Origin of the sequence: Roseibium algae, from assembly GCF_037783265.1 — a bacterium.
Lineage (GTDB): Bacteria > Pseudomonadota > Alphaproteobacteria > Rhizobiales > Stappiaceae > Roseibium > Roseibium algae.
The window spans coordinates 1-20,281 of the sequence record NZ_JBAKIA010000012.1; the positions used below are offsets into that span (position 1 = coordinate 1).

Here is a 20,281-nt window from a genome sequence, read left to right on the forward strand (position 1 = left end):
GGATGTTCGGCAGGCTCAAGGAGTTTCGCAGGATCGCAACTCGATATGACCGAAACGCCAAGAACTTTATGTCGTCCCTCTGCCTTGCAGCGACCGTCTGCTACTGGTTATGAGTCTGAAGCCTAGGGCTTTTGGGGCATCTGCTGTGGAATATGATCTTCGAGCATTTCAGGGTAGTGCGGGTTCACCAGACCCGCAGAGATGACCAGTTTGGCAGCGTCTTCGACGCCCATGTCCAATTCGATTACATCCCCACGTGGGACAAACAACAAGAATCCGGATGTCGGATTGGGGGTTGTTGGCAAAAACACAGACACGGTATCCGCCCGCCCCTTCAACTTGGCCGCCACCTCGCCTTTTGTTTCCGTTGAAATAAAGACGATGGCCCACAAGCCTTTGCGCGGATATTCTATCAAAGCAGCCTTGGAAAACGACGTCCCGCGCTGATCAAGAACGGTCTCAAAGATCTGTTTCAGGCCGCTGTAGAGATTTCGCACCAGCGGCATGCGATTGACAATCGCCTCCCCAAGGGACAGCAAGCTGCGGCCGAGAAAATTAGCGGCAAGAAAACCGACAATCGTCAGCAGCAAAATCGCAACAATCAAACCGAACCCTGGCACCGGAAACGGTAGGTACGTGTCTGGATTATAGTCGTGCGGTACGAATGGCTTGACCCAACTGTCGACCCATTGAATGAGCGTCCATGTCAGCCACAGGGTAATTCCGATTGGACCGGTTATTACCAATCCGGTCAGCAGGTAATTACGCATGCGCGTCGTAAACCGGCTTTTGTGCGCGACAGAGCTTATTGGCTCATCGCCCGATTGATCCCGCTTCATGCAATTATCCTCAGTCTTCGCAGAAACGCCATCGCATTCCTGTCCACTGTCCATTACATAGTGTTTCAGGATGCGCTGCGATATCCCATTGGTATATTAAATTTTACGCGATCCGCAGGCTCGATTGCATCAATTGGAGGCAGCCCTTTGCGGCGCACCACATTCAAGGTTCTAGGGATTGGTTTCGTCGCCATCGGATTGATCGGTGCCGTACTGCCATTGCTGCCCACCACAATCTTCTTCATTCTGGCAGCCGGTTGTTTTGCCAAGTCCTCTCCAGAGCTGGAAGCCCGAATCCTGGCACACCCCAGGTTCGGACCCTCTGTGCGCAATTGGCGCGATCACGGTGTCATCCCGCCGAAAGCCAAGCTGTTCGCGCTAGGTGGCATGACCATAGGTTACGTTGTCTTCTACGTCACAGCCAACCCTGTGCTATGGCTTGCCCTGACTGCGGGTGCGGTTATTCTGGCGTGTGCCGCCTTTGTTGCCAGCCGTCCATCCCATCCAAAGACCGACGACTAGATGTCTGGGATCAAACGTTTTCCCATTACCACAACCGGCTCTTCTGAGTAGTCAAGTTTCTTGTAAAACTGGATGACACTTAGGTTGGTGCTGCGCACCATCAGATTGATCTTGGGACAACCCAGATCTTTCAAATAAGATTCCGAATGCGCCATCAGCACCCTGCCAGCACCGGAACTTTGATGGTCTGGATGAATGCCGAGATAGTAAATCGCACCGCGATGACCATCATAGCTTGCCATGACAGTCCCAATCAGAGTCGGAACCTGATCTGAAACCTGTTTGCCCCGCGTCAGGACAAAAAGTTTCCCGACCGGATCGCCAAGCATGCGATCCAAGTCTTTGTTTGCATCGTTCCAAGGGCGTGTCAGCTCACAGGCCTGCCACAGTTCAATGACGTCCTGACGATCTTCAGCTTCAAAAGCACGGACCTTGTAGTCGTTCGTCAAGCTCATGTGAGCGAACCTATTCCACAGTGACAGATTTGGCCAGATTACGGGGCTGATCAACATCAGTGCCCATGAAGACCGCCGTGTGATAGGCTAGCAACTGCACTGGGATAGCGTAAATGATCGGTGCGATGAAATCCGGCACATCCGGCAGAACAATTAGATCCTTTTCGGTGTCGACCGAAGCATCAGCGCCCTTCTGATCGGTGATCAGAATGATCTTGCCGCCGCGAGCTGCGACCTCTTGCATGTTCGATACAGTCTTTTCGAAAATGCCATCGTAGGGAGCAAGCACAACAACCGGCATGGTCTCGTCAATCAAGGCAATCGGACCGTGCTTCAATTCGCCAGCCGCATAGCCTTCTGCGTGAATATAGGACAACTCTTTCAGCTTCAACGCGCCCTCAAGCGCCAGCGGAAAATTGGTATTACGCCCCAGGTAAAGCGCACTTGTCGCCCGTGACAACTTATGGGCAAGTGGTTCAATCGCAGATTCACACTTCAGCGCCTGAACTGCATAACCAGGAACACTCGCCAAGGTGTCAATCAGAGCGCCTTCCTGCTCTTCATTCAACACACCGCGCAAACGGCCGGCCTGAACCGCAAGCGCGGCCAGAACCGCAAGCTGACAAGTAAACGCCTTAGTCGACGCCACGCAGATTTCAGGACCGGCCATAGTCTGGAAGAACACGTCAGATTCCCGGGCAATCGTGCTCTCGGGCACATTGACGATAGATCCGACCCGCGCACCTTCCTGTTTGCAATAGCGAAGCGCGGCCAAAGTGTCTGCAGTTTCCCCGGACTGGGAAATGAAGAGTGCAAAATCCTTGTCGCTCACCGGCGCTTCACGGTAGCGCAGCTCGGAGGCGAAGTCGATTTCCACTGGAAGTCGTGCGTATTTTTCAAACCAGTATTTGCCAATCAGCGCGGCTAGATACCCGGTGCCACAAGCTGACAAAATGATCCGCTGAATGCCTGCAAAATCAACGAGGTCAATGCCTTCAATTGCTGCTTTTCGAGCACTCGGATTGATATACCGCGACAGGGTATGACCAATAACTTCAGGCTGCTCGTGCATTTCCTTCGCCATGAAATGACGATAATTCCCCTTGTCCATCAGTGAAGAAGTTACCGATGACTTGGACTCCGGTCGGCAAACTTCCTCATTTGACTCATTGTAAATGGTCACGCCAGCGCGCGTTGCCACGGCCCAGTCACCTTCCTCAAGATAAGTGATCCGGTCAGTAAATGGCGACAGGGCAATGGCATCAGAGCCAAAATACAATTCTCCGTCACCATGACCGATGGCCAAAGGAGACCCCTTGCGGGCACCAATCATAAGATCTTCTGCGCCATCGAACAAAAAAGCCAAGGCAAAGGCACCATTCAGCCGTGGCAGGATAGCAGCAACGGCTTCTTGGGGAGCCAGACCGCTGGCAAGCTGTTCATTGACCAGATGGGCGACGACTTCCGTATCTGTTTCAGTCAGAATATCTGCGCCAGCAGCCTTGATTTCATCGCGCAGAGCCAGATAATTTTCGATGATGCCGTTGTGAACAACCGCCACATGCCCGGTCAGATGCGGGTGAGCATTCATGACACTTGGGCCGCCGTGGGTTGCCCAACGGGTATGGCCAATGCCCGAAGTTCCGCCAATGGGCGTTTTCTCAAGAGCAGCCTCCAGGTTGCGAAGTTTTCCTTCGGCACGGCGTCTTGCAAGTTTGCCGTTTTCAAGTGTGGCAACACCGGCAGAATCATAGCCTCTGTATTCCAGGCGTTTCAGCGCATCAACCAACCGAGGCGCAACATCGCCTAAACCGAGAATACCAACAATCCCGCACATACATAATGTCCTTGAACTTGAAAACGGAGCCCACCCTTAGCGGACGCTGCACAAAGAACTGAAATCAAACCCTGTTTCAGAACGTGACAGAAAGAGTTGAGGATTTAGTGTGCCAAGCGGGCAAAATGTTCGCCTGAACAAAAGATCATTTACCGCGTTCAGTGCCTGAAGACTTTGCGTCCTTGGCTGCCTTGAAGCGGGTCCGAAGCGCTTCTGCACGGCCCGTTTTTTCGACCTGCTGGCTGCGACCAATCACAAGTGCATTGTCTGACACTTGCTCCGTGACAACACTACCTGCGGCAACAAATACACCATTTCCAAGTGTCAAAGGCGCGACCAGAGTGGAGTTGGATCCAATGAAACTTCCAGCTCCAATATCCGTCTTATGCTTGCCGAAGCCATCGTAATTGCAGGTAATCGTCCCGGCACCGATGTTACTTTTTGCGCCGATACTTGCATCGCCAATATAGCTGAGATGGTTCACTTTTGCGCCTACGCCAATTTCGGAATTTTTAACCTCGACAAAATTCCCAACACGACTGCCCTCCGACAAACGAGCACCGGGCCGCAGTCGGGCGTAAGGCCCAACTGTCGCACTGGAGCCAACATGGGCGCCTTCCAGATGGCTGAACGCACGAATGACAGCGCCGCGTTCTACATGAACATCAGGCCCAAACACGACATTTGGCTCAATCAACACATCTGGTTCAATCACCGTATCATGGGAGAAATAAACAGTATCTGGAGCCTGCATCGTGACCCCGCCTTCCAGTGTCTGAATGCGCATCCGTCGTTGGAATACGGCTTCACAAGTTGACAACTGAGCGCGGGTATTGATGCCCTGAACGTCTTCCTCACTGGCAGACACAGCCACAACATTCAGGTTCCGCGCGACGGCAATCTCTGCCGCATCGGTCAGATAGAATTCGCCTTTTTTGTTGTCGTTACCAATAGATGTGAGGAGCTCAAGAACCACCTTGCCACGAAATCCCATGATGCCGGAATTGCAGAACGTAATACGTCGTTCAGCATCGGTGGCATCCTTTTCCTCGCGGATTGCCAAAAGCTGTCCACCATCCGTCAACAAACGACCGTAGCCATATGGTTTTTTCGTTTCGAAACCGAGGACGGCAACATCTGCTCCATCTGCCAAAGCGGCGCGAACTGTGCCGATTGCCTCCCTCGTCACCAACGGCGTATCACCATACAAAATCAGCACATCGTCAGCGGGATCCAGCATCGCATCACGCGCTGCCAACGCAGCATGAGCGGTTCCCAACCGATCCGTTTGAACATGGCAGGAGACATTGGGCGACAGATCAGTAACCACTTTTTCCAACGCATCCATCTGAGGACCGATGACGACCGCAACTCTGTCCGCATTAGACATCTTCAAGCTGTTCAGAACATGACCGATCATCGGCAAATGACCAATCTCGTGCATCACTTTGGGCATCTCGGACTGCATACGCGTCCCCAAACCAGCGGCCAAAACAATCGGCAGAAAACTGCGCTCAGACATATATCAATATTCCTGCTGAAAACCCGGCTAACGAGGTCCCAATTTCAAGGCAACCTGTGCGATTCTGACACCTATATGGCCCGATCCACAGGACAATGGAAGAACTCACTGCATATCGCCTGCTGTTTCTTGTTCGTTAACTGTAAATACGATCAGATGTGAAGTGTTTGTTATTAGATTCGTAAAAGCTAGGACTGCCTAAGCGTGCCCGACCAAAAGGTCACAACATCAAAACGGGAGACCGTCAAAAACAAGCTGAATCCTCAGCGTGTTTTCGTGATGTCGTGGGCATTTGCGGCCATGTGTTTTGGAATTTTAGGCCTTGGCGCTTATCATTTTGGTGAAAACTCCCCTTCTTCTCCAGAAGGTTTTGCAGGAGTGCACCTCCCACCCACAGGACCAATAAGCAACACCGGGTCGATTGGCTTAAATGGTCAGGACGTATCCTTAGGCGTTATTGCAAGCGCCAATGGACATATGATCACTTCGGCAGATCAGATCGAGAGCAGTCAGATCAAGACACTTCAGCTCGAAGTTGTGGCTCTTCGCCGACGCCTTGGAATGCTGAGCGAACAAAACGATAATTATTCCAGACGCTTGGCAGCGCTTGAAAACCAGCCAGCCATTCTTTCAACGAACTTCCCTTCCAAGTCAGCGCCAGAGCCAATTCCCGGCACACCTGTGGAGGGACAAGATCAAGAGACTGCATCAAAAGCCGCCAAACCACCGGTGCCGCTAAAACGCCCTGCGGTTACCGCTGCTGCCAAGAGCACCAAACAACCGACCGAAATGATGAGGACGATCGATACTGTGCCGGCACCGGAAACGGGCATAGGACCGCTGACATCAGCATCTGCAAAAGGCGCGCCTAAGCAACAGAAAAAACAGTACGAACCGGTAAGAATTGTAGCGGCTTCCAATGCTATGGACGATGAAATAACAACCAGTTCGATCAATGAGAGTGCAATTCCGAAGGAAGAACCAGAACCTAAGCCGTTAATGATCATGCCATCTAAGCCTGCCGGAAAAGCGACCGGTTCCGGTAAATCAGCCATAGGACGATCTGACTTTGGCGCTGTTGTTGGACGATATGATACGAAGGAGCTGGCCGCAGCCGCCTGGCAAGCCTTCAAGGAAGAGAATTCTGAACGCATGCAAGACATGCTGCCCGTGGTTGCGCCATCGCAACTCCAGCCAGGCAAAGTGGATCTCCTAATTGGCCCCTTCGCAAATGCCGCGGACGCAATGGTTGCTTGCCTCAGGCTGCTTGATATTTCCGAGACCTGCCACCCCGCTTTTTTCGTGGGTGAAGACGCGGACAAACTGGTCGCAAGTCTAACGCCAGGAAATTAGACGCATAAATTTACTTTAAGATCAGATTATGCGCCAAAGGCGTGTGGGCATTTTATCCAATCGTCGAAAATGCCGGGAATGTCTCTAAAAGCCAATAGGACAGCACCGCCATCTGACCGGTGATGAAAAGCACGCCGGTGATGATCAAAACCACGCCCATGATCTTTTCAACCAGCCCCATATGCTTGCGGAATCTCTTCATGAAACCGAGAAACGGCCGCGCAAACAGCGCAGCAAGCAGAAACGGGATCCCTAAGCCTATCGCATAGGCGCACAATAAGATTGCGCCCTGAGCCACTGTATCTTCGGATCCTGCAACAAACAGCACAGCGGCCAAAACGGGCCCGATGCAAGGTGTCCAGCCGAAGGCAAACGCCAAACCGATCAGATAAGCTCCAAAGAAACCCGCGGGCTTTTTTTCAACATGAACCCGCGCTTCCCGGTAGAGTAGCCCCAGGCGAAACACTCCGAGGAAGTGCAGTCCCATCACGATAATGGCGGCCCCTGCAATATAGCCAAGAAACTGGATATGCTGGGTGATGAACTGGCCAATGAAGCTGGCACTTGCCCCTAGAATGACGAAGACTGTCGTAAATCCGGCAACAAACGCCAGGCTTGCGAAAAAGACCCGACGCGATGCAGCCTTGTCATCATCTTCTCCGGCCAACTGTTCTAGGGACACCCCAGCGATGAACCCGAGGTAAGGAGGTACAAGGGGCAACACGCATGGCGAAACGAAAGACAGGAGCCCGGCCAGAACCGCGCCCCATATGGTGACATCCTGCAACATTAAGTTAAGTCTCTATTGTCGGCCTGAGCGTCAAACCGCTGTGGCACTGCGATATGGTTCATCGTGTCTTCTTATACAAATTTGAGATGTAAAGAAGACACAGGCGCCTCACCTTTGCGAGAGGCGTCTGATCGCAGGTGCCTTTTGAAGAGTGTCTCAGTCCCGAACCACCAGCACAGACTGACGGGCATGGCGCACGACACGCGCCGCATTGGGGCCTAGAAGGTAATCCTTCAACTCAGGTCTATGCGATGACAATACGATGAGGTCACAGTTCAGCTTGTCAGCTGCCTTGTTTATTTCCTCATAGATGGTGCCATGGGCAATATGCCCTTTGACCTCAATATCTTCAGCAACATGCTGAACGATAAAGGATTTCAAAACCTCGCCGGTCGACTTGAGCGCTTGTCCTTCATAGTCATTGGGGAAAAACCCACCAACTATTGATTTTCCAAAGTCAGGCACAACGCAAATCACGTGGACTTCCGCCTTGAAGGTACGAGCCATGGCTTCAGCAGTCGGCAACGCCTTTATCCAGGAGCTTTCCTCTGCCAGGTCGATTGGAACCAGTATAGACGTGTACATCAGGTCACCCCTTTAAAACGCTGGCACGTCTGTTCGACGCCGTTGCAAGACGATGATCCCACCCAAAAGCAGAAGCGCCGGAATATAGAAGATCTCCTTCGGCAACCGACCTGTTGCCGCAAGTTCAACCTTTTCAATCGTAACGGGTACGTCCGCATAATAATCGAACTGACCCTGAACCTTCAGATCGAGCCATTTCCCAGGGAATGGCTCATCAAGAACAGCCTTGCCATCCTGATCAGAGACAATGATACCGACCTTATCAAGACGCGCTGCACCATCAGCCTTTTCCCCGAGCGGGAGAACAACCGTCAGATAACTGATCTTATTGGAATTATTATAATCCGGGCCGCGCATAACAATCCGCAATGTCCCATCTGGGGGCACGTCTTCTGCCAGTTCCACAATGTCAGTGCCTGGGCGATCGACGAATGGCGGTTCGATATAGTCCAGCCAAAACCCTGGACGGAACAGGGTCAGGGAAATCACGACCAGGAGCAGCGATTCCCAAAGCCGACTTCTGGCGAAGAAATATCCCTGCGTCGCGGCCGCAAACAGCATCATCGCCACAACAGCCACAATGAACACAAACACCGCTTTCAGCGGGCCAACATCGATCAGCAGAAGTTCTGTATTGAAGATGAAGAGGAATGGAAGAAGGGCAGTCCTAATATCATAAGTGAACCCCTGAATACCTGTCTTGATCGGATCGCCCTTCGAGATCGCTGCTGCTGCGAAGGCAGCCAGCCCGACAGGCGGCGTATCATCTGCCAGAATGCCAAAATAGAACACGAACAGATGCACTGCGACCAGCGGAACGATCAGCCCGCTTTGCGCGCCTACGGACACAATAACCGGTGCCATCAGTGAAGACACGACGATGTAATTGGCTGTCGTCGGCAGTCCCATGCCCAGGATCAGACTCATGACAGCGACCAGGAACAGCATGACCATCAGGTTGCCGCCCGAGAGGAACTCGACAAACTCACCAACCACCTGATGCAGGCCAGTCAGCGACACCGTGCCGACGATCACTCCCGCAGCACCTGTCGCAACGCCAATGCCGATCATATTACGCGCACCGGCAATCATACCGTCGGCAAAATCCTGCCAACCAGCACTAAATCCGCTATTCAAGCTGCCGGTTTTACGGAAGAGGGCTTTGAGCGGGTGCTGAGTGAGAACAATGGTGATCATCGAAACAGTCGCCCAATAGGCAGACAGCGATGGGGACAGGCGCTCCACCAGAATGCACCAGATCAAAATCACGATTGGAAGCAGGAAGTGAAATCCTGTGACCGCAACGTCCCAAGCCCGTGGCAAAACTTCCATCGGCGCTTCTGGATCATCAACTTCAAGATCCGGATACTTGGCGGCAACTGACAAGAGCACCACATAGGCGACCGCAAACAGACCAACCGCCGTGGCAAAAGTCATTCCGGGGAACACGACTTTTATCCAGCTAAGCCCATAATAAACAGCACCAGTAAGGATACCCATCAGGATAAACCCAAGCAGAACGCCGGAAAGCTTGCGGGCGACAGTCATGGTCGTTGTTGGCTTTTGCAAACCCACCAAGCCAAGCTTGAGAGCCTCAAGATGAACGATATAAACCAGCGCGATATAGGAAATCACCGCAGGCAAAAACGCATGTTTGACCAACTCCGGATACGCAACGCCGGTGAATTCGGAAATCAAGAAGGCCGCAGCGCCCATGACTGGCGGCATCAACTGACCATTTGTTGAAGAGGCAACTTCAATCGCGCCTGCTTTTTCCGGCTTGAAGCCAGTTCGCTTCATCAGGGGAATTGTGAAAGTGCCGGTTGTCACAACATTTGCTATGGAAGAGCCCGAATAAAGCCCAGACAGCGCCGAGGCGACAACTGCAGCTTTGGCCGGTCCACCTCGCAGATGACCCAGCAGCGCAAATGCCAGCTTGATAAAGTAGTTCCCTGCCCCAGCTTTCTCCAGCAACGAGCCAAACAACACGAAGAGAAAAATCATCGATGCGGAAACACCGAGCGCGACGCCGAACACACCTTCGGTCTGCATCCAGTAATGCCAGGCTGCCTTTCCAAAAGACGCGCCCTTCCACTGAATGGCATCCGGCATGATCGAAAGGTGACCGAAAAACACGTAGAATACGAAAACCGACGATACAATCACCAAAGGCAAACCAAGCGCGCGATAGACTGCAATCGCCAAGCTGATCATGCCTATGGCTGAGAAAACCAAATCAGCCGTTGTTGGCAAACCGGCACGGTCCGAAATGCTGTTCTTGAAATAGAGCAGATAAAGACAGGACGCCGCTGCAATCACCGCCAGCGCCCAGTCATATACAGGCACCTTGTGGCGCGGGCTGGTCTTGAAAAGCGGATAAGCAAGCATGGCCAGGGCGAGCGCGAAGGCCAGATGAATCTGGCGCGCTTCCTGGTTGTTGACAACCAAATTGATGCCGAGGTTTTCACTCAGGACGAATGGGATATTGGAGGCAATGTAGAGCTGGAATAAAGACCACACAAAGGCCAGACAAAGGATAAATTTACCGGCGAACCCTGCAGCGTTTCGCGCGCCGCTCTCAACCTCTGCAACCATGAGGTCGACATCGACCTCTCTGTCGCGTTTAATATCTTCAGACATCAATCCCGCCCCTTATCGGCCAAGTTTGGCCGCTTCCCTGCAAACTCTCCCCGGTTCAGCAAAGAAGCTTCAATCACAAAAGCAAAGCGCCGGATGGAAACAACCATCCGGCGCTTGTTTGCAGCTATTACATCCAGCCGCGTTCCTTGTAGTATTTCACCGCACCTGGATGAAGTGGTGCAGACAAGCCGTCCTTGATCATTTCCTCAGGCTTCAAATTTGCAAATGCAGGATGAAGAGCGCGGAAATCATCGATATTGTCGAAGACGCCTTTGACAACTGTGTAGACCACTTCATCAGGCACATCAGCAGATGTGATGAAAGTGGCGCCAACACCGAATGTTGTCGTTTCGCTATCGGTGCCCTTGTACATGCCGCCTGGAATGGTCGCGACGCGGTAGTAAGGGTTGTCAGCAACAAGCTTGTCGATTGGAGCACCAGTCACAGAGATCAGCTCAACATCACATGTAGTGGCAGCCTCGGAAATTGCCGCAGCAGGGTGACCAATTGTATAGATCATCGCGTCGATCTTGCCATCGCAAAGAGCCTGCGCCATTTCGGCACCTTTAAGCTCAGCTGCGAGAGAAAAGTCGTCCATGGTCATGCCATACGCATCCATCACGACTTCTGTCGTGGCACGCTGGCCGGAACCAGGATTGCCGACATTGACCTTTTTGCCCTTCAGCTCTTCAAAGCTCTTGATGCCCGTGTCCTTGCGAACGATCAGGGTAAAAGGCTCAGGATGAACGGAAAAAACAGACCGTTCTTTTTCGAAAGGTCCCTGATCTTTAAATTTGGATGTGCCGTGATAGGCATGATACTGCCAATCGGACTGGGCAACACCAAACTCAAGCTCACCAGCGCGCACTGTGTTGATGTTGTAAACAGATCCACCGGTCGATTCGACTGAACATCGAATGCCGTGTTCCTTGCGATTTTTATTCACCAGACGACAGATTGCTCCACCAGTCGGATAATAAACGCCAGTCACACCACCGGTACCGATGGATATAAACTGCTGATCTGCCGCGCTTGCGGCGCTCATGCTGCCAGCAACCATGGCAAGGCCTAGGGCCAAGCTCTTAATTTTCATGGGGGAACCTCCACCTGTGGAATTATTCAGCCTCAAAAGAAACTGTCACGAGATAAAAATCATCTCGAAGGTGTGAGATAAGCAAAATTTAGGCGATCATGAAACCCTTACTGGAATTTTATATCATAAAATTGATACTGCGCCGCAATATAAAAATCGCGACTGAATGGCCTAGTCTAGAGTCTTGCCGCCAGAAATCACTTCGAACATTCTCTGGCGAAGCACGGATTCTTCTTCGCCACTGCGAAGTTTATCACGCCACTGGTCAATAACCATGCGCAATCCGAGGGTCGCACGGGTATGGGGAAGCTGTGATACAAATCCGGCAAAAAACGTGTCGAGCCGGTCCCGATCAACCGCCCCTTGATCTATAAGCCCGTGAATAAGCGCCATCGTCGCTGCGATATGGCCTCTCATGAACTCGAGTTCTAATGTTTCCGCCGAATGATCTAATGAACTGTCGGACATAAGGTCTCTCAATTTTCCAAGCTTCAATGGACACAGACATAATTTGATGAAATCTCAAAAAATCAGGTGTCATGTCAACAATAGCATGGAAACAACATATCAATTTTTCCATGCAAAGCTATTCCGGTAAATTTATGTACGACAAACTCAACAAACCGGAAACACTTAATAGATTAAATTTTTATCTTAATACTTTTATTATTAACATAGATATCCTCATTTTTTACAGTGCAATTTCTTCATTCCGGGGAAACATTGATTAATCCATAGAAATATCCAGTTTCGGGGTTGAAACTAAAAACGCCTCGGCATAAACACACGCCACGTTCGGAACACGGCAACAAGCGCCGCGCCCTTCCAGAGGCATTAATTGTTCCATTCCCTGACTTGGGAGCCGATAGCTCAGCTGGTAGAGCAACTGACTTTTAATCAGTAGGTCCAGGGTTCGAACCCCTGTCGGCTCACCACTATCTCCACTTCAAATACGATACGATGTAAGAAATTAGCCTATAGGCTGGTAAATCTGTACGGCATAGCGCTGCTCTGATACCATCAGCATAAGTGCATATTTATGCTTAGTGAGATCTGGAATCTAAATACATTTTAGCCCCGACCGATACATCAATAACGTGTACATCATTGCACGACGCACGCGCATATGCCAAGTTGTATGAAAATAATAAGACGGACGGAGCGGTATTTATGCAGAAGAGATCGCAGGCTGAAGGCCCGGATTCCCTCATAAAACTCGCCCCTTCTCCCATACAAAAAAGAATTTACAAATGCCTCGACGACTTGGACCTCTCTGCGGTCGAAGCAGCACGTAAGGTTGGCGCGCCTGACAATTTGATTCGCGACGCCCTGCGACTTGGACAGGCTAGAACCCCAACTCCAGAAAACCTGTTATCTATAGCCAGAACACTCGGCACAACCAGTGACTGGCTTATCAATGGCGACAGCATCACACATCAAATGACGGCCGATGAGCTCATGATCAATAAAAAGCTCCAAGCCAAAGTAAGGCAAGTTGCCGTCCAGTCTTTGGAGACAGCGGGCCTGGAGCTGGAACCGAGGCCTTTTTCCGAGCTGATGATGGTTCTTTACAAACGACTTTCTAAGGACAGTAAAAGCAGCTGAAATCAATTCAGTTCACCCTCGGAGCCGTTTTAAATGAGCATCATGGATGATCCCGAAATCAAACGCATTCTGGCTTCCGCAACGGTTCTCACTCGTCATCAGCGTGAAATTGCAATAGAACGGGAAATTGTCATGTTAAATGGCGCGGACGTTTTGCAACAAGCCCTCCAGAATGCACTCAACATTGAACAGCTTCAGGAGGTAGAAGATCAAGATTTTGATCTGGCTGCGCTCATTTGCTGGAAGATTATCTACAAACTCCGCGATGGTTCCAGCGTTAAAGAGGCCTCTTTGCATTGAACATGATCCACTCCTTTTCCATTGATCATATTGCAAGAGGCCTGGCTCATCCCCTAATTGCTGAATTTTGGCAACAATGGCAAAGGGATGCTCAGTCTCAAAGCGGCCTGTCATCCTACTCCGCTTCTCTCAGGGCCAGAATGACTCTCAGCGCAAGCACAATAGCGGACGATATGGCTCCCGAGCTGCTTGCTGTTGGTCCTCAGTCTTTCATTGCAGCATGCTTTGGCTCAGCCTGGGCCAGGGAGGCAACACTGCATGCCCGGACCCCGGACGCCAATCTTGAACAAATCAGCGCCCGTGGTTACCTCAAGGCGATTTCCGGCGAGCCAAGCCTCGATATCGTCAAGGCGACAATAACGGGCGAGAATGGCCGCAGGATGGGTGTTCATTATGAACGGCTGATCTTGCCAATCAGAACTTCAGGCCAACACCTTGTCATTGGCTGTATGGCAGCCCCTTTGGCGCCGATTTGCTGGTTACCCGAGCCAGGTGAGCAAGATCACTTGGAGTGTTCCAGCACAGGTAATCGTCCGCGTGAATATGTTCAGGCGCCTTTATCCAATGTGTCCCGGCGGGAGAGATATGTGCATGGCCCTGGTGCGCTGCAAATCCCTTGCTGACCAACTTGCTCTCGATAAAACAATAGATGTAATCAAGCGGCCATTTTGCATAAGCCACCAACTGACCAAGCCGACAGAGCGGCTGAGCAAGGCGCTTGCCTTGCCAATCCGGAGTCAGCCACATATTGCCGTGATAAACGCATTTTCCAGTGATCTGAAACGACGCTGGGCAATGCTCCGTACCCAGGACCGGCTGTTCGTCCGGATAAGGATCGCAATAGATCCGTTTGTGTTGGCTCTGCCAGAAATCAGCCAGTGAAATACCGTTCAAATGATCCAAACGCGCAGCTTGCACAGAAGCAACCTTTCCGTCCAGATCACGACAAACGAGGTAAAAGGCATTGTCCGGTGATAAATCAAACAATTTTGGCGAGAATTGTTCAGTCAAAGAAAACTTTCTGCCTTCCTCAACATCTCGCTGGGAACAAATGTCTACCAATTGACCAAAATCATGGCTCTCTTCAACAACAAGACCATGCTGTTCAACTTCATTTCGGTAAAAACTGATGGCACGATTGAGTAAAATATCATTCTTTATCGTCATAAGAAATCTCCTGTCTTTCATGACAGAAAACTTTTACGAGCGCATGAAATTTATACCACCATAAATAATGTAGTTTCAGAGATGGTTAGTCCGATTATGGCTGAAGTTAACCTTCGCTGAAAACGAAAAACGCTGGCACATGTGCCAGCGTTTCAGGTTCTGCGTTATGATCATGGATCAATCAAATTTGGTCATTGGCTAGGCCTTACCTGCACCAGTCTCAGGAGCTTCAGGTGCCATTGTCACATCACCTGCTCCAAACCAGCCCTTCACGGTTTCACGAGCCGTCTGCATCATCACGTACAAAACCGGAACCAGGACAATGCCGAATAAGGTCGCAAACAGCATGCCGCCAAATACAGCAAACCCAATTGCCTTCTGACTGGCGGCGCCAGCACTCGAAGCGGTCATCAAAGGAACGACCCCCAGAAGGAATGAAAGAGCAGTCATCATAACGGCCCGGAAGCGAAGATGGGCCGCCTCCTCTGCCGCTTCGCGGATAGTCTTGCCGGCAGCCCGCTGCTCAATCGCAAACTCTACGATCAAAATCGCGTTTTTGGCCCCCATACCGAGCAACATGATCATGCCGATCTGCGTGTACAGATTGACATCACCACCGGTCACAAACACGGCGACATAGGCCCCTAGCAATGCAACAGTGACCGACATCAGGATGGCAATCGGCATGGTCCAGCTTTCGTATTGCGCCACCAGGAACAAATAAGCGAACAAGACAGAGAGCAGGAGAATGAACACGACAATTTGTCCGGATCCTTCCTGCTGCGCTGCAGTTCCTGTCAACTCGTAGGTATAACCGGATGGCAGGGCTGTGACTGAGGCCTCCCCGACACCCTGTATCACTGTGCCTGTGGAGGCACCAGGAGCTGGATCTGCATTCAAAGGCGCTGACCTGAACATATTGTACCGGGTCAGGTTCTGAGGCCCCAAGACGGTCTCGGTGGTCAGAAGCGAACGAAGCGGAACCATGACGCCCTCGGTCGAGCGCACATAGAGCCTGCCGATATCGTCCACTCTGTCCCGATACTCACCTTCAGCCTGGATCATGACCTTGTAAACGCGGCCGAAGATATTGAAGTCGTTCACATAGTAGGACCCGAGATAAGCCTGCATCGTCGTGAACACGTCAGCCACGTTGACGCTAAGGGACTTGGCCTTGGTCCTATCCAGATCGACAAAAATCTGAGGAACATTTGCTCTGAATGTAGAATAAGCCTGTGCCACTTCCGGCAGCTGATTGGCTGAATAAACAAGCGAACTGACAGCTGATGACAGATCCTGAGGTGTCCCGCCCCCGGTCTGCTGGATCATCATTTCAACGCCACCAGTTGTGCCCAATCCTGGAATTGGCGGTGGGTTAAAGGCAATGATGTTCGCCCCGGCGACTTGAGAGAACTTACGCTGGAAATCGCGCAGGATTGCATTAATTCTGAGACTCGGCGCCTGGCGTTCTTCCCAACCTTTCATAGTGGTAATGACCAGAGCACTATTGGAGGAAAGGCCTCCCTCCAGGATCGAAAATCCATTCACAACAACAACGTTCTCAACTCCAGGAACCTCGTTGACCAACGAGACCACCTGGTCAGTGATCACACCGGTTCGCTCAAGTGTTGCGCCATCAGGTAGCTGAACATTGACCATCAGATAGCCCTGATCTTCCGAAGGTAGAAATCCCTGCGGCAGACGATCATTCAGGAAGACGATCATGGCAATAATGCCAGCAACGGCGACAAGTCCGAATACTGAAAATCTAATCAGCCGCCGGACAATGCTGGTATAGCCGTTTCGAACAGAGCCAATGCCCTTTTCAAAGACACCCAGAATTCCTTTCGGCGGACCGTTGCGGCGTTTCAAGATCAAGCCGCAAAGCGCAGGCGACAAGGTCAAGGCGTTGATTGACGAGATAATGACCGAGATCGAAATCGTAGCGGCAAACTGGGAATAAAGTTCACCGGTGATGCCGGGCATGAAGATGGTCGGGACAAATACGGCCAGCAACACGAGGGTTGTCGCAATAACAGGGCCGGTAATCTGCCCCATTGCCTTGGCCGTTGCCGCGCGCGGATCCAGTCCCTCGTCAGCAATGATCCGCTCGACATTCTCCACAACGATGATCGCATCATCCACCACGATGCCAATGGCCAGCACCAGCGCGAACAATGAGATCGTGTTGATCGACATGCCGAGGACCAGCAAGATGGCAAAGGTTCCGATCAGTGACACGGGAATGGCCACCGTCGGGATGATTGTTGCCCGCCAGTTGCCCAGAAATGTAAACACAACAGCCACCACCAGACCGAAGGTCAGGATCAAGGTTGAAATCACATCATTCAAAGACTGCTGGACGAAATCCGTCGTGTTGAATGGAACATCATAGGCAACATCGTCTGGAAACGCCTTGGCCAGTTCGTCCAGCTTAGCCTGGACACCCTGCGCAACCTGAAGAGCGTTCGCACCAGGTGCCTGATACACTGCCAAAACCGTGGACGGCTGACCGTTGAAGGCTCCACTTGAAGCATAGAATTGAGCACCGAGTTCGACCCGGGCCACATCCCCCACGGTGACGACGGCACCGTCTTCACCCGTGCGAAGGACGATTTGTTCAAACTCTTCCTTTGAATCAAGTCGTCCCTTCGCTTTGACCGTATATTGAAACTGCTGCCCGGTCGGCACGGGAGGCGCACCGATCTGACCGGCCGCGACCTGAATATTCTGGTCCTGGATCGCAGAGATGAAATCAGTCGGCGTCATGGACAGACTGGCAAGTCTATCCGGATCCAGCCAGATCCGCATTCCATATGAAAAGTCAGTCAGCACATCTGCCTTGCCGACCCCTGGTACACGGGCTAACGCATCCTTCAGATTGATGGAGGCATAGTTCGACAGGAACACTTCATCATAAGTTCCTTTGGGCGAATAAACCGTCACCACCATCAACATATTGGAAGATGACTTTTCAACGGTCACACCGCTGGCAGTCACTTCACTTGGAAGCTGGCTTGTGGCTTGACTGACCCGGTTCTGAACGTTGACGGTTGCAATATCCGGATCGGTTCCCACCGCGAATGTAACGTTGAGCGAATAATCGCCACTCGCGGAACTGGTCGAGGACATGTACAGCATGCTCTCAACGCCGTTGACCTGTTCCTCGATAGGAGCTGCAACGGTTTCTTCCAGCACCTCGGCATTGGCGCCAGTATAACTGGCAGACACATTCACCACAGGTGGTGTGATGTTAGGAAACTGCTCAACAGGCAGAGACACATAGCCAAGAACACCGGCGATGGTGATGACCAACGAAATCACCAAGGCAAATTTCGGTCGATAAATGAAAAATGTCGACAACATGGTGCTTACTCCGCCGGCTTGGTGGCGAGGACCGCTTTAACCGGCACACCTGGACGTACCTTTTGCAGCCCCTCGACAATAACCCTTTCGCCTTCGACCAAGCCCTTGGTCACAACGAAATCAGCACCAATCTGCTCGCCCAAATCAACGTAGCGTTGCTCAACAAGTTCCTTCGTGTTCACAGCCAGCACAAAGCTACCGCGCTGGTCTCGTTGAACGGAAGCCTGGGGGATGACAAGAGCTGTCGTTTTCACCGGAGCCTCAATCGTTACAGTCACATAGGTACCGGCGACAAGTCGGCCCTTGTCGTTGGCAAATTGTCCGCGGAAGGCAATGGTGCCTGTCTTGGGATCAACTTTGTTGTCAATGAAAACAATCTCGCCATTTTCGGAGAACTTTTCCCCATTGGGCAACACCAGAGTAAGATCCGGCGTCTTGCTGGGCTTCAGATCAGTAGGGTCTATACCATGAGCCTTTATAGCATTCAGATACTGCGACTCGCTGACCGAGAAGTTCACATAGACAGGGGCTAGACGGATTAGATCCGCCAGTTGCTCCGTTGTCGGACCAACAACTTCACCCACACTGTAGGTGGTTTTGCCTATCTGTCCGTCAAAAGGCGCCTTGACATCAGTGTAGCTGAGGTTGAGCTCAGCCTGCGACATGGAGGCATTCGCGGACAAGACAGCAGCATTCGCCTGCTCCATCTGTGCGACGGTCGCTTCATAAGAGGCTTCAGAAACATGACCTTTTTGATAAAGGTCCTTGTCGCGTTTTTCATCCGCCGCCTTCAGGGCAGCATCCGCCTTTGCGCTGGCCACATTAGCTTTTGCCTCTTGTAAAGACGCTTGATATTCCTGTTTTTCGATCGTGAAGATCAAATCGCCTTTCTTGACGATAGCACCATCCTTGACCAATTTCTTTTCGAGATAGCCATTGACTCGCGCAACAAGCCCTACCTGATCGACCGCAGCAACTTGGCCAACGAAACTGGAACTTTGGCGAATCTCTTTTGACTGAACACCTGCGATGGTGACTGAGGGGGGCGGTGGTGCCTTCACTTCTTTGGCTTTATCGTTACAAGCCGCCAGTGAAAGGGCTGCTCCGGAAGCAATTAAAAATCCTGCCAACCGAAGTTGTCTCTTATATCGAAGCATTTAGCTAAATCCCCTATGACCAAGCATTCGCCTGATCAAAAATTGGTATCGTCATTAGCTGATAGAATACAGATAAACCCATAGCCAAGCCAATGCCCTAAAAACCTATCGGCATTAAATTGCGAGCTATACACCAGACAATTCACCTAAAATGAACATATGATAGAACGCGGGCAGATACACGCCATCATTAATCAAGTGACTTTAGCTTCTCAGGAGGCTGGGGAAAGAATCAATGTGAGACCGAAGAGTTCATTTGCCGGGATCACCTTACGGGCTTCAAGACCTGTACAAGTCAGCTCAATGGCTGCGATCTGTGGGAGGGCATGATCAAGGGAAGAAGAGGCAGCGTCTCCGACAGAAAAACGATAGGTATCCGGATTGAGAACACGGACAAGACCGCGCGGCGTTTCCAATTCGAGGCCGAAACTGGTGGCACGCATTTCACGCTGACCAGTCAAACCGCCCAAAAACTCATGGTGATCGGAAGGATCTTTAGCCACCAGATAGACCGCCTTTATGGCGCTGGCACCATTTGCGTGGACCTGGAACTCTTTGTTCCAGAACGTCTCGGGATAGCGGTTGAGACAGGAGAAAAAGGCAAGACCCGGCAGAAGTGCATCCGTCAAAAAGGTCAAGTCAAAAGCGACCTTGCCGGTTGAGCCGTCCTTAAATGTGGCAATGCGTTCAAAAGAAAACGGCAGATAGGTATCAAGACCGAGCTCCTTGTAAGCCGCCTGATCGCCCGCGGGGTCCGAGCTTTCAACGACCAACATGGATGCGCCTTGTCGCGATGTCAGAAAATCACGGTTGAATGCACCGAAGGAAAAGGCTCCTTCGACGGGCTCTTCAATCAGGGTTTGATCGGCAATGCCAAGCAGCTCGACAAAAAATCCGTCGAGCTGAATGATCCGATTGACCGTGCCCCAGGGGTGGCGGTTTTCCGATGTAACCGTAAAACCGAGGGCTTCCCAGGCTGACCCGGCCGCCTCCAGATCATTAACCGCAACCACGAGATGATCGAGCCCACGAGCCATTAACCGCCCCTCC

General features: G+C 51.5%; 17 protein-coding genes, 1 tRNA gene and 1 pseudogene. 6 read left to right on the plus strand and 13 right to left on the minus strand.

Annotation, left to right across the window (positions count from 1 at the left end; genetic code table 11):
• Positions 1 to 113: pseudogene (locus tag V6575_RS15915) on the plus strand (IS5/IS1182 family transposase); the annotation flags it as partial.
• 9 nt (positions 114 to 122) lie between these two features.
• On the opposite strand, the gene V6575_RS15920 reads toward V6575_RS15915, so the two are convergent.
• A complete protein-coding gene (locus tag V6575_RS15920; protein ID WP_340275710.1) occupies positions 123 to 839 on the minus strand; it encodes a DUF502 domain-containing protein in 717 nt (238 codons plus the stop codon).
• A gap of 147 nt (positions 840 to 986) precedes the next feature.
• Between V6575_RS15920 and V6575_RS15925 the strand changes: the two genes are divergently transcribed.
• Positions 987 to 1,361 (plus strand): YbaN family protein, encoded by a 375-nt coding sequence (locus V6575_RS15925; protein ID WP_340275711.1) that lies wholly within the window; start codon positions 987 to 989, stop codon positions 1,359 to 1,361.
• Here the strand turns inward: V6575_RS15925 and V6575_RS15930 are convergent.
• The 3 genes from V6575_RS15930 to glmU all read right to left on the minus strand — a co-directional run bounded on the left by V6575_RS15930 (position 1,358) and on the right by glmU (position 5,175).
• The gene (locus V6575_RS15930; RefSeq protein ID WP_340275713.1) at positions 1,358 to 1,816 is read right to left on the minus strand and encodes a GNAT family acetyltransferase; all 459 of its coding nucleotides are present in this window, start codon (positions 1,814 to 1,816) and stop codon (positions 1,358 to 1,360) included. The genes V6575_RS15925 and V6575_RS15930 overlap by 4 nt on opposite strands.
• 10 nt (positions 1,817 to 1,826) lie before the next feature.
• On the minus strand, positions 1,827 to 3,653 hold the full coding sequence (glmS, locus tag V6575_RS15935; RefSeq protein ID WP_340275714.1) for a glutamine--fructose-6-phosphate transaminase (isomerizing): 1,827 nt from the start codon (positions 3,651 to 3,653) through the stop codon (positions 1,827 to 1,829).
• A gap of 145 nt (positions 3,654 to 3,798) precedes the next feature.
• Complete coding sequence (glmU, locus tag V6575_RS15940) at positions 3,799 to 5,175, minus strand: bifunctional UDP-N-acetylglucosamine diphosphorylase/glucosamine-1-phosphate N-acetyltransferase GlmU (RefSeq protein ID WP_340275715.1); 1,377 nt, start codon at positions 5,173 to 5,175, stop codon at positions 3,799 to 3,801.
• Between the two features lie 477 nt (positions 5,176 to 5,652).
• Here glmU and V6575_RS15945 point away from each other — a divergent pair, with 477 nt between their 5' ends.
• Positions 5,653 to 6,528: a hypothetical protein gene (locus V6575_RS15945; protein WP_340275716.1), complete on the plus strand. Its 876-nt coding sequence runs from the start codon at positions 5,653 to 5,655 to the stop codon at positions 6,526 to 6,528.
• 52 nt (positions 6,529 to 6,580) lie between these two features.
• Here the strand turns inward: V6575_RS15945 and V6575_RS15950 are convergent, their stop codons facing one another.
• The 5 genes from V6575_RS15950 to V6575_RS15970 form a co-directional block, all read right to left on the minus strand.
• A complete protein-coding gene (locus V6575_RS15950; RefSeq protein WP_340275717.1) occupies positions 6,581 to 7,318 on the minus strand; it encodes a cytochrome c biogenesis CcdA family protein in 738 nt (245 codons plus the stop codon).
• Positions 7,319 to 7,474: 156 nt separating this feature from the next.
• Positions 7,475 to 7,903: a universal stress protein gene (locus tag V6575_RS15955; RefSeq protein WP_340275718.1), complete on the minus strand. Its 429-nt coding sequence runs from the start codon at positions 7,901 to 7,903 to the stop codon at positions 7,475 to 7,477.
• Between the two features lie 12 nt (positions 7,904 to 7,915).
• Positions 7,916 to 10,543: a TRAP transporter permease gene (locus V6575_RS15960; RefSeq protein WP_340275720.1), complete on the minus strand. Its 2,628-nt coding sequence runs from the start codon at positions 10,541 to 10,543 to the stop codon at positions 7,916 to 7,918.
• Positions 10,544 to 10,670: 127 nt separating this feature from the next.
• Positions 10,671 to 11,636 (minus strand): TAXI family TRAP transporter solute-binding subunit, encoded by a 966-nt coding sequence (locus V6575_RS15965; RefSeq protein WP_340275722.1) that lies wholly within the window; start codon positions 11,634 to 11,636, stop codon positions 10,671 to 10,673.
• Between the two features lie 171 nt (positions 11,637 to 11,807).
• A complete protein-coding gene (locus V6575_RS15970; protein WP_340275723.1) occupies positions 11,808 to 12,053 on the minus strand; it encodes a hypothetical protein in 246 nt (81 codons plus the stop codon).
• Positions 12,054 to 12,495: 442 nt separating this feature from the next.
• On the opposite strand from V6575_RS15970, the gene V6575_RS15975 reads away from it, so the two are divergent.
• The 3 genes from V6575_RS15975 to V6575_RS15985 all read left to right on the plus strand — a co-directional run bounded on the left by V6575_RS15975 (position 12,496) and on the right by V6575_RS15985 (position 13,541).
• Positions 12,496 to 12,571 (plus strand) — tRNA-Lys (locus V6575_RS15975).
• A 172-nt stretch (positions 12,572 to 12,743) separates the two neighbouring features.
• Positions 12,744 to 13,241 (plus strand): hypothetical protein, encoded by a 498-nt coding sequence (locus V6575_RS15980; RefSeq protein ID WP_340275724.1) that lies wholly within the window; start codon positions 12,744 to 12,746, stop codon positions 13,239 to 13,241.
• 33 nt (positions 13,242 to 13,274) lie between these two features.
• Positions 13,275 to 13,541: a hypothetical protein gene (locus V6575_RS15985; RefSeq protein WP_340275726.1), complete on the plus strand. Its 267-nt coding sequence runs from the start codon at positions 13,275 to 13,277 to the stop codon at positions 13,539 to 13,541.
• Between the two features lie 438 nt (positions 13,542 to 13,979).
• Here the strand turns inward: V6575_RS15985 and V6575_RS15990 are convergent, their stop codons facing one another.
• The 4 genes from V6575_RS15990 to V6575_RS16005 form a co-directional block, all read right to left on the minus strand.
• Positions 13,980 to 14,708 carry a hypothetical protein gene (locus tag V6575_RS15990; RefSeq protein ID WP_340275727.1) on the minus strand — a complete coding sequence of 243 codons (729 nt, stop codon included), beginning with the start codon at positions 14,706 to 14,708 and terminating at the stop codon, positions 13,980 to 13,982.
• Positions 14,709 to 14,906: 198 nt separating this feature from the next.
• Positions 14,907 to 18,074, minus strand: coding sequence for an efflux RND transporter permease subunit (locus V6575_RS15995; protein ID WP_340275728.1), 3,168 nt, complete (start codon positions 18,072 to 18,074; stop codon positions 14,907 to 14,909).
• A 5-nt stretch (positions 18,075 to 18,079) separates the two neighbouring features.
• Positions 18,080 to 19,231, minus strand: coding sequence for an efflux RND transporter periplasmic adaptor subunit (locus V6575_RS16000; protein ID WP_340275730.1), 1,152 nt, complete (start codon positions 19,229 to 19,231; stop codon positions 18,080 to 18,082).
• Positions 19,232 to 19,443: 212 nt separating this feature from the next.
• The gene (locus tag V6575_RS16005) at positions 19,444 to 20,268 is read right to left on the minus strand and encodes a VOC family protein (protein WP_340275732.1); all 825 of its coding nucleotides are present in this window, start codon (positions 20,266 to 20,268) and stop codon (positions 19,444 to 19,446) included.
• Positions 20,269 to 20,281: the final 13 nt, after the last annotated feature.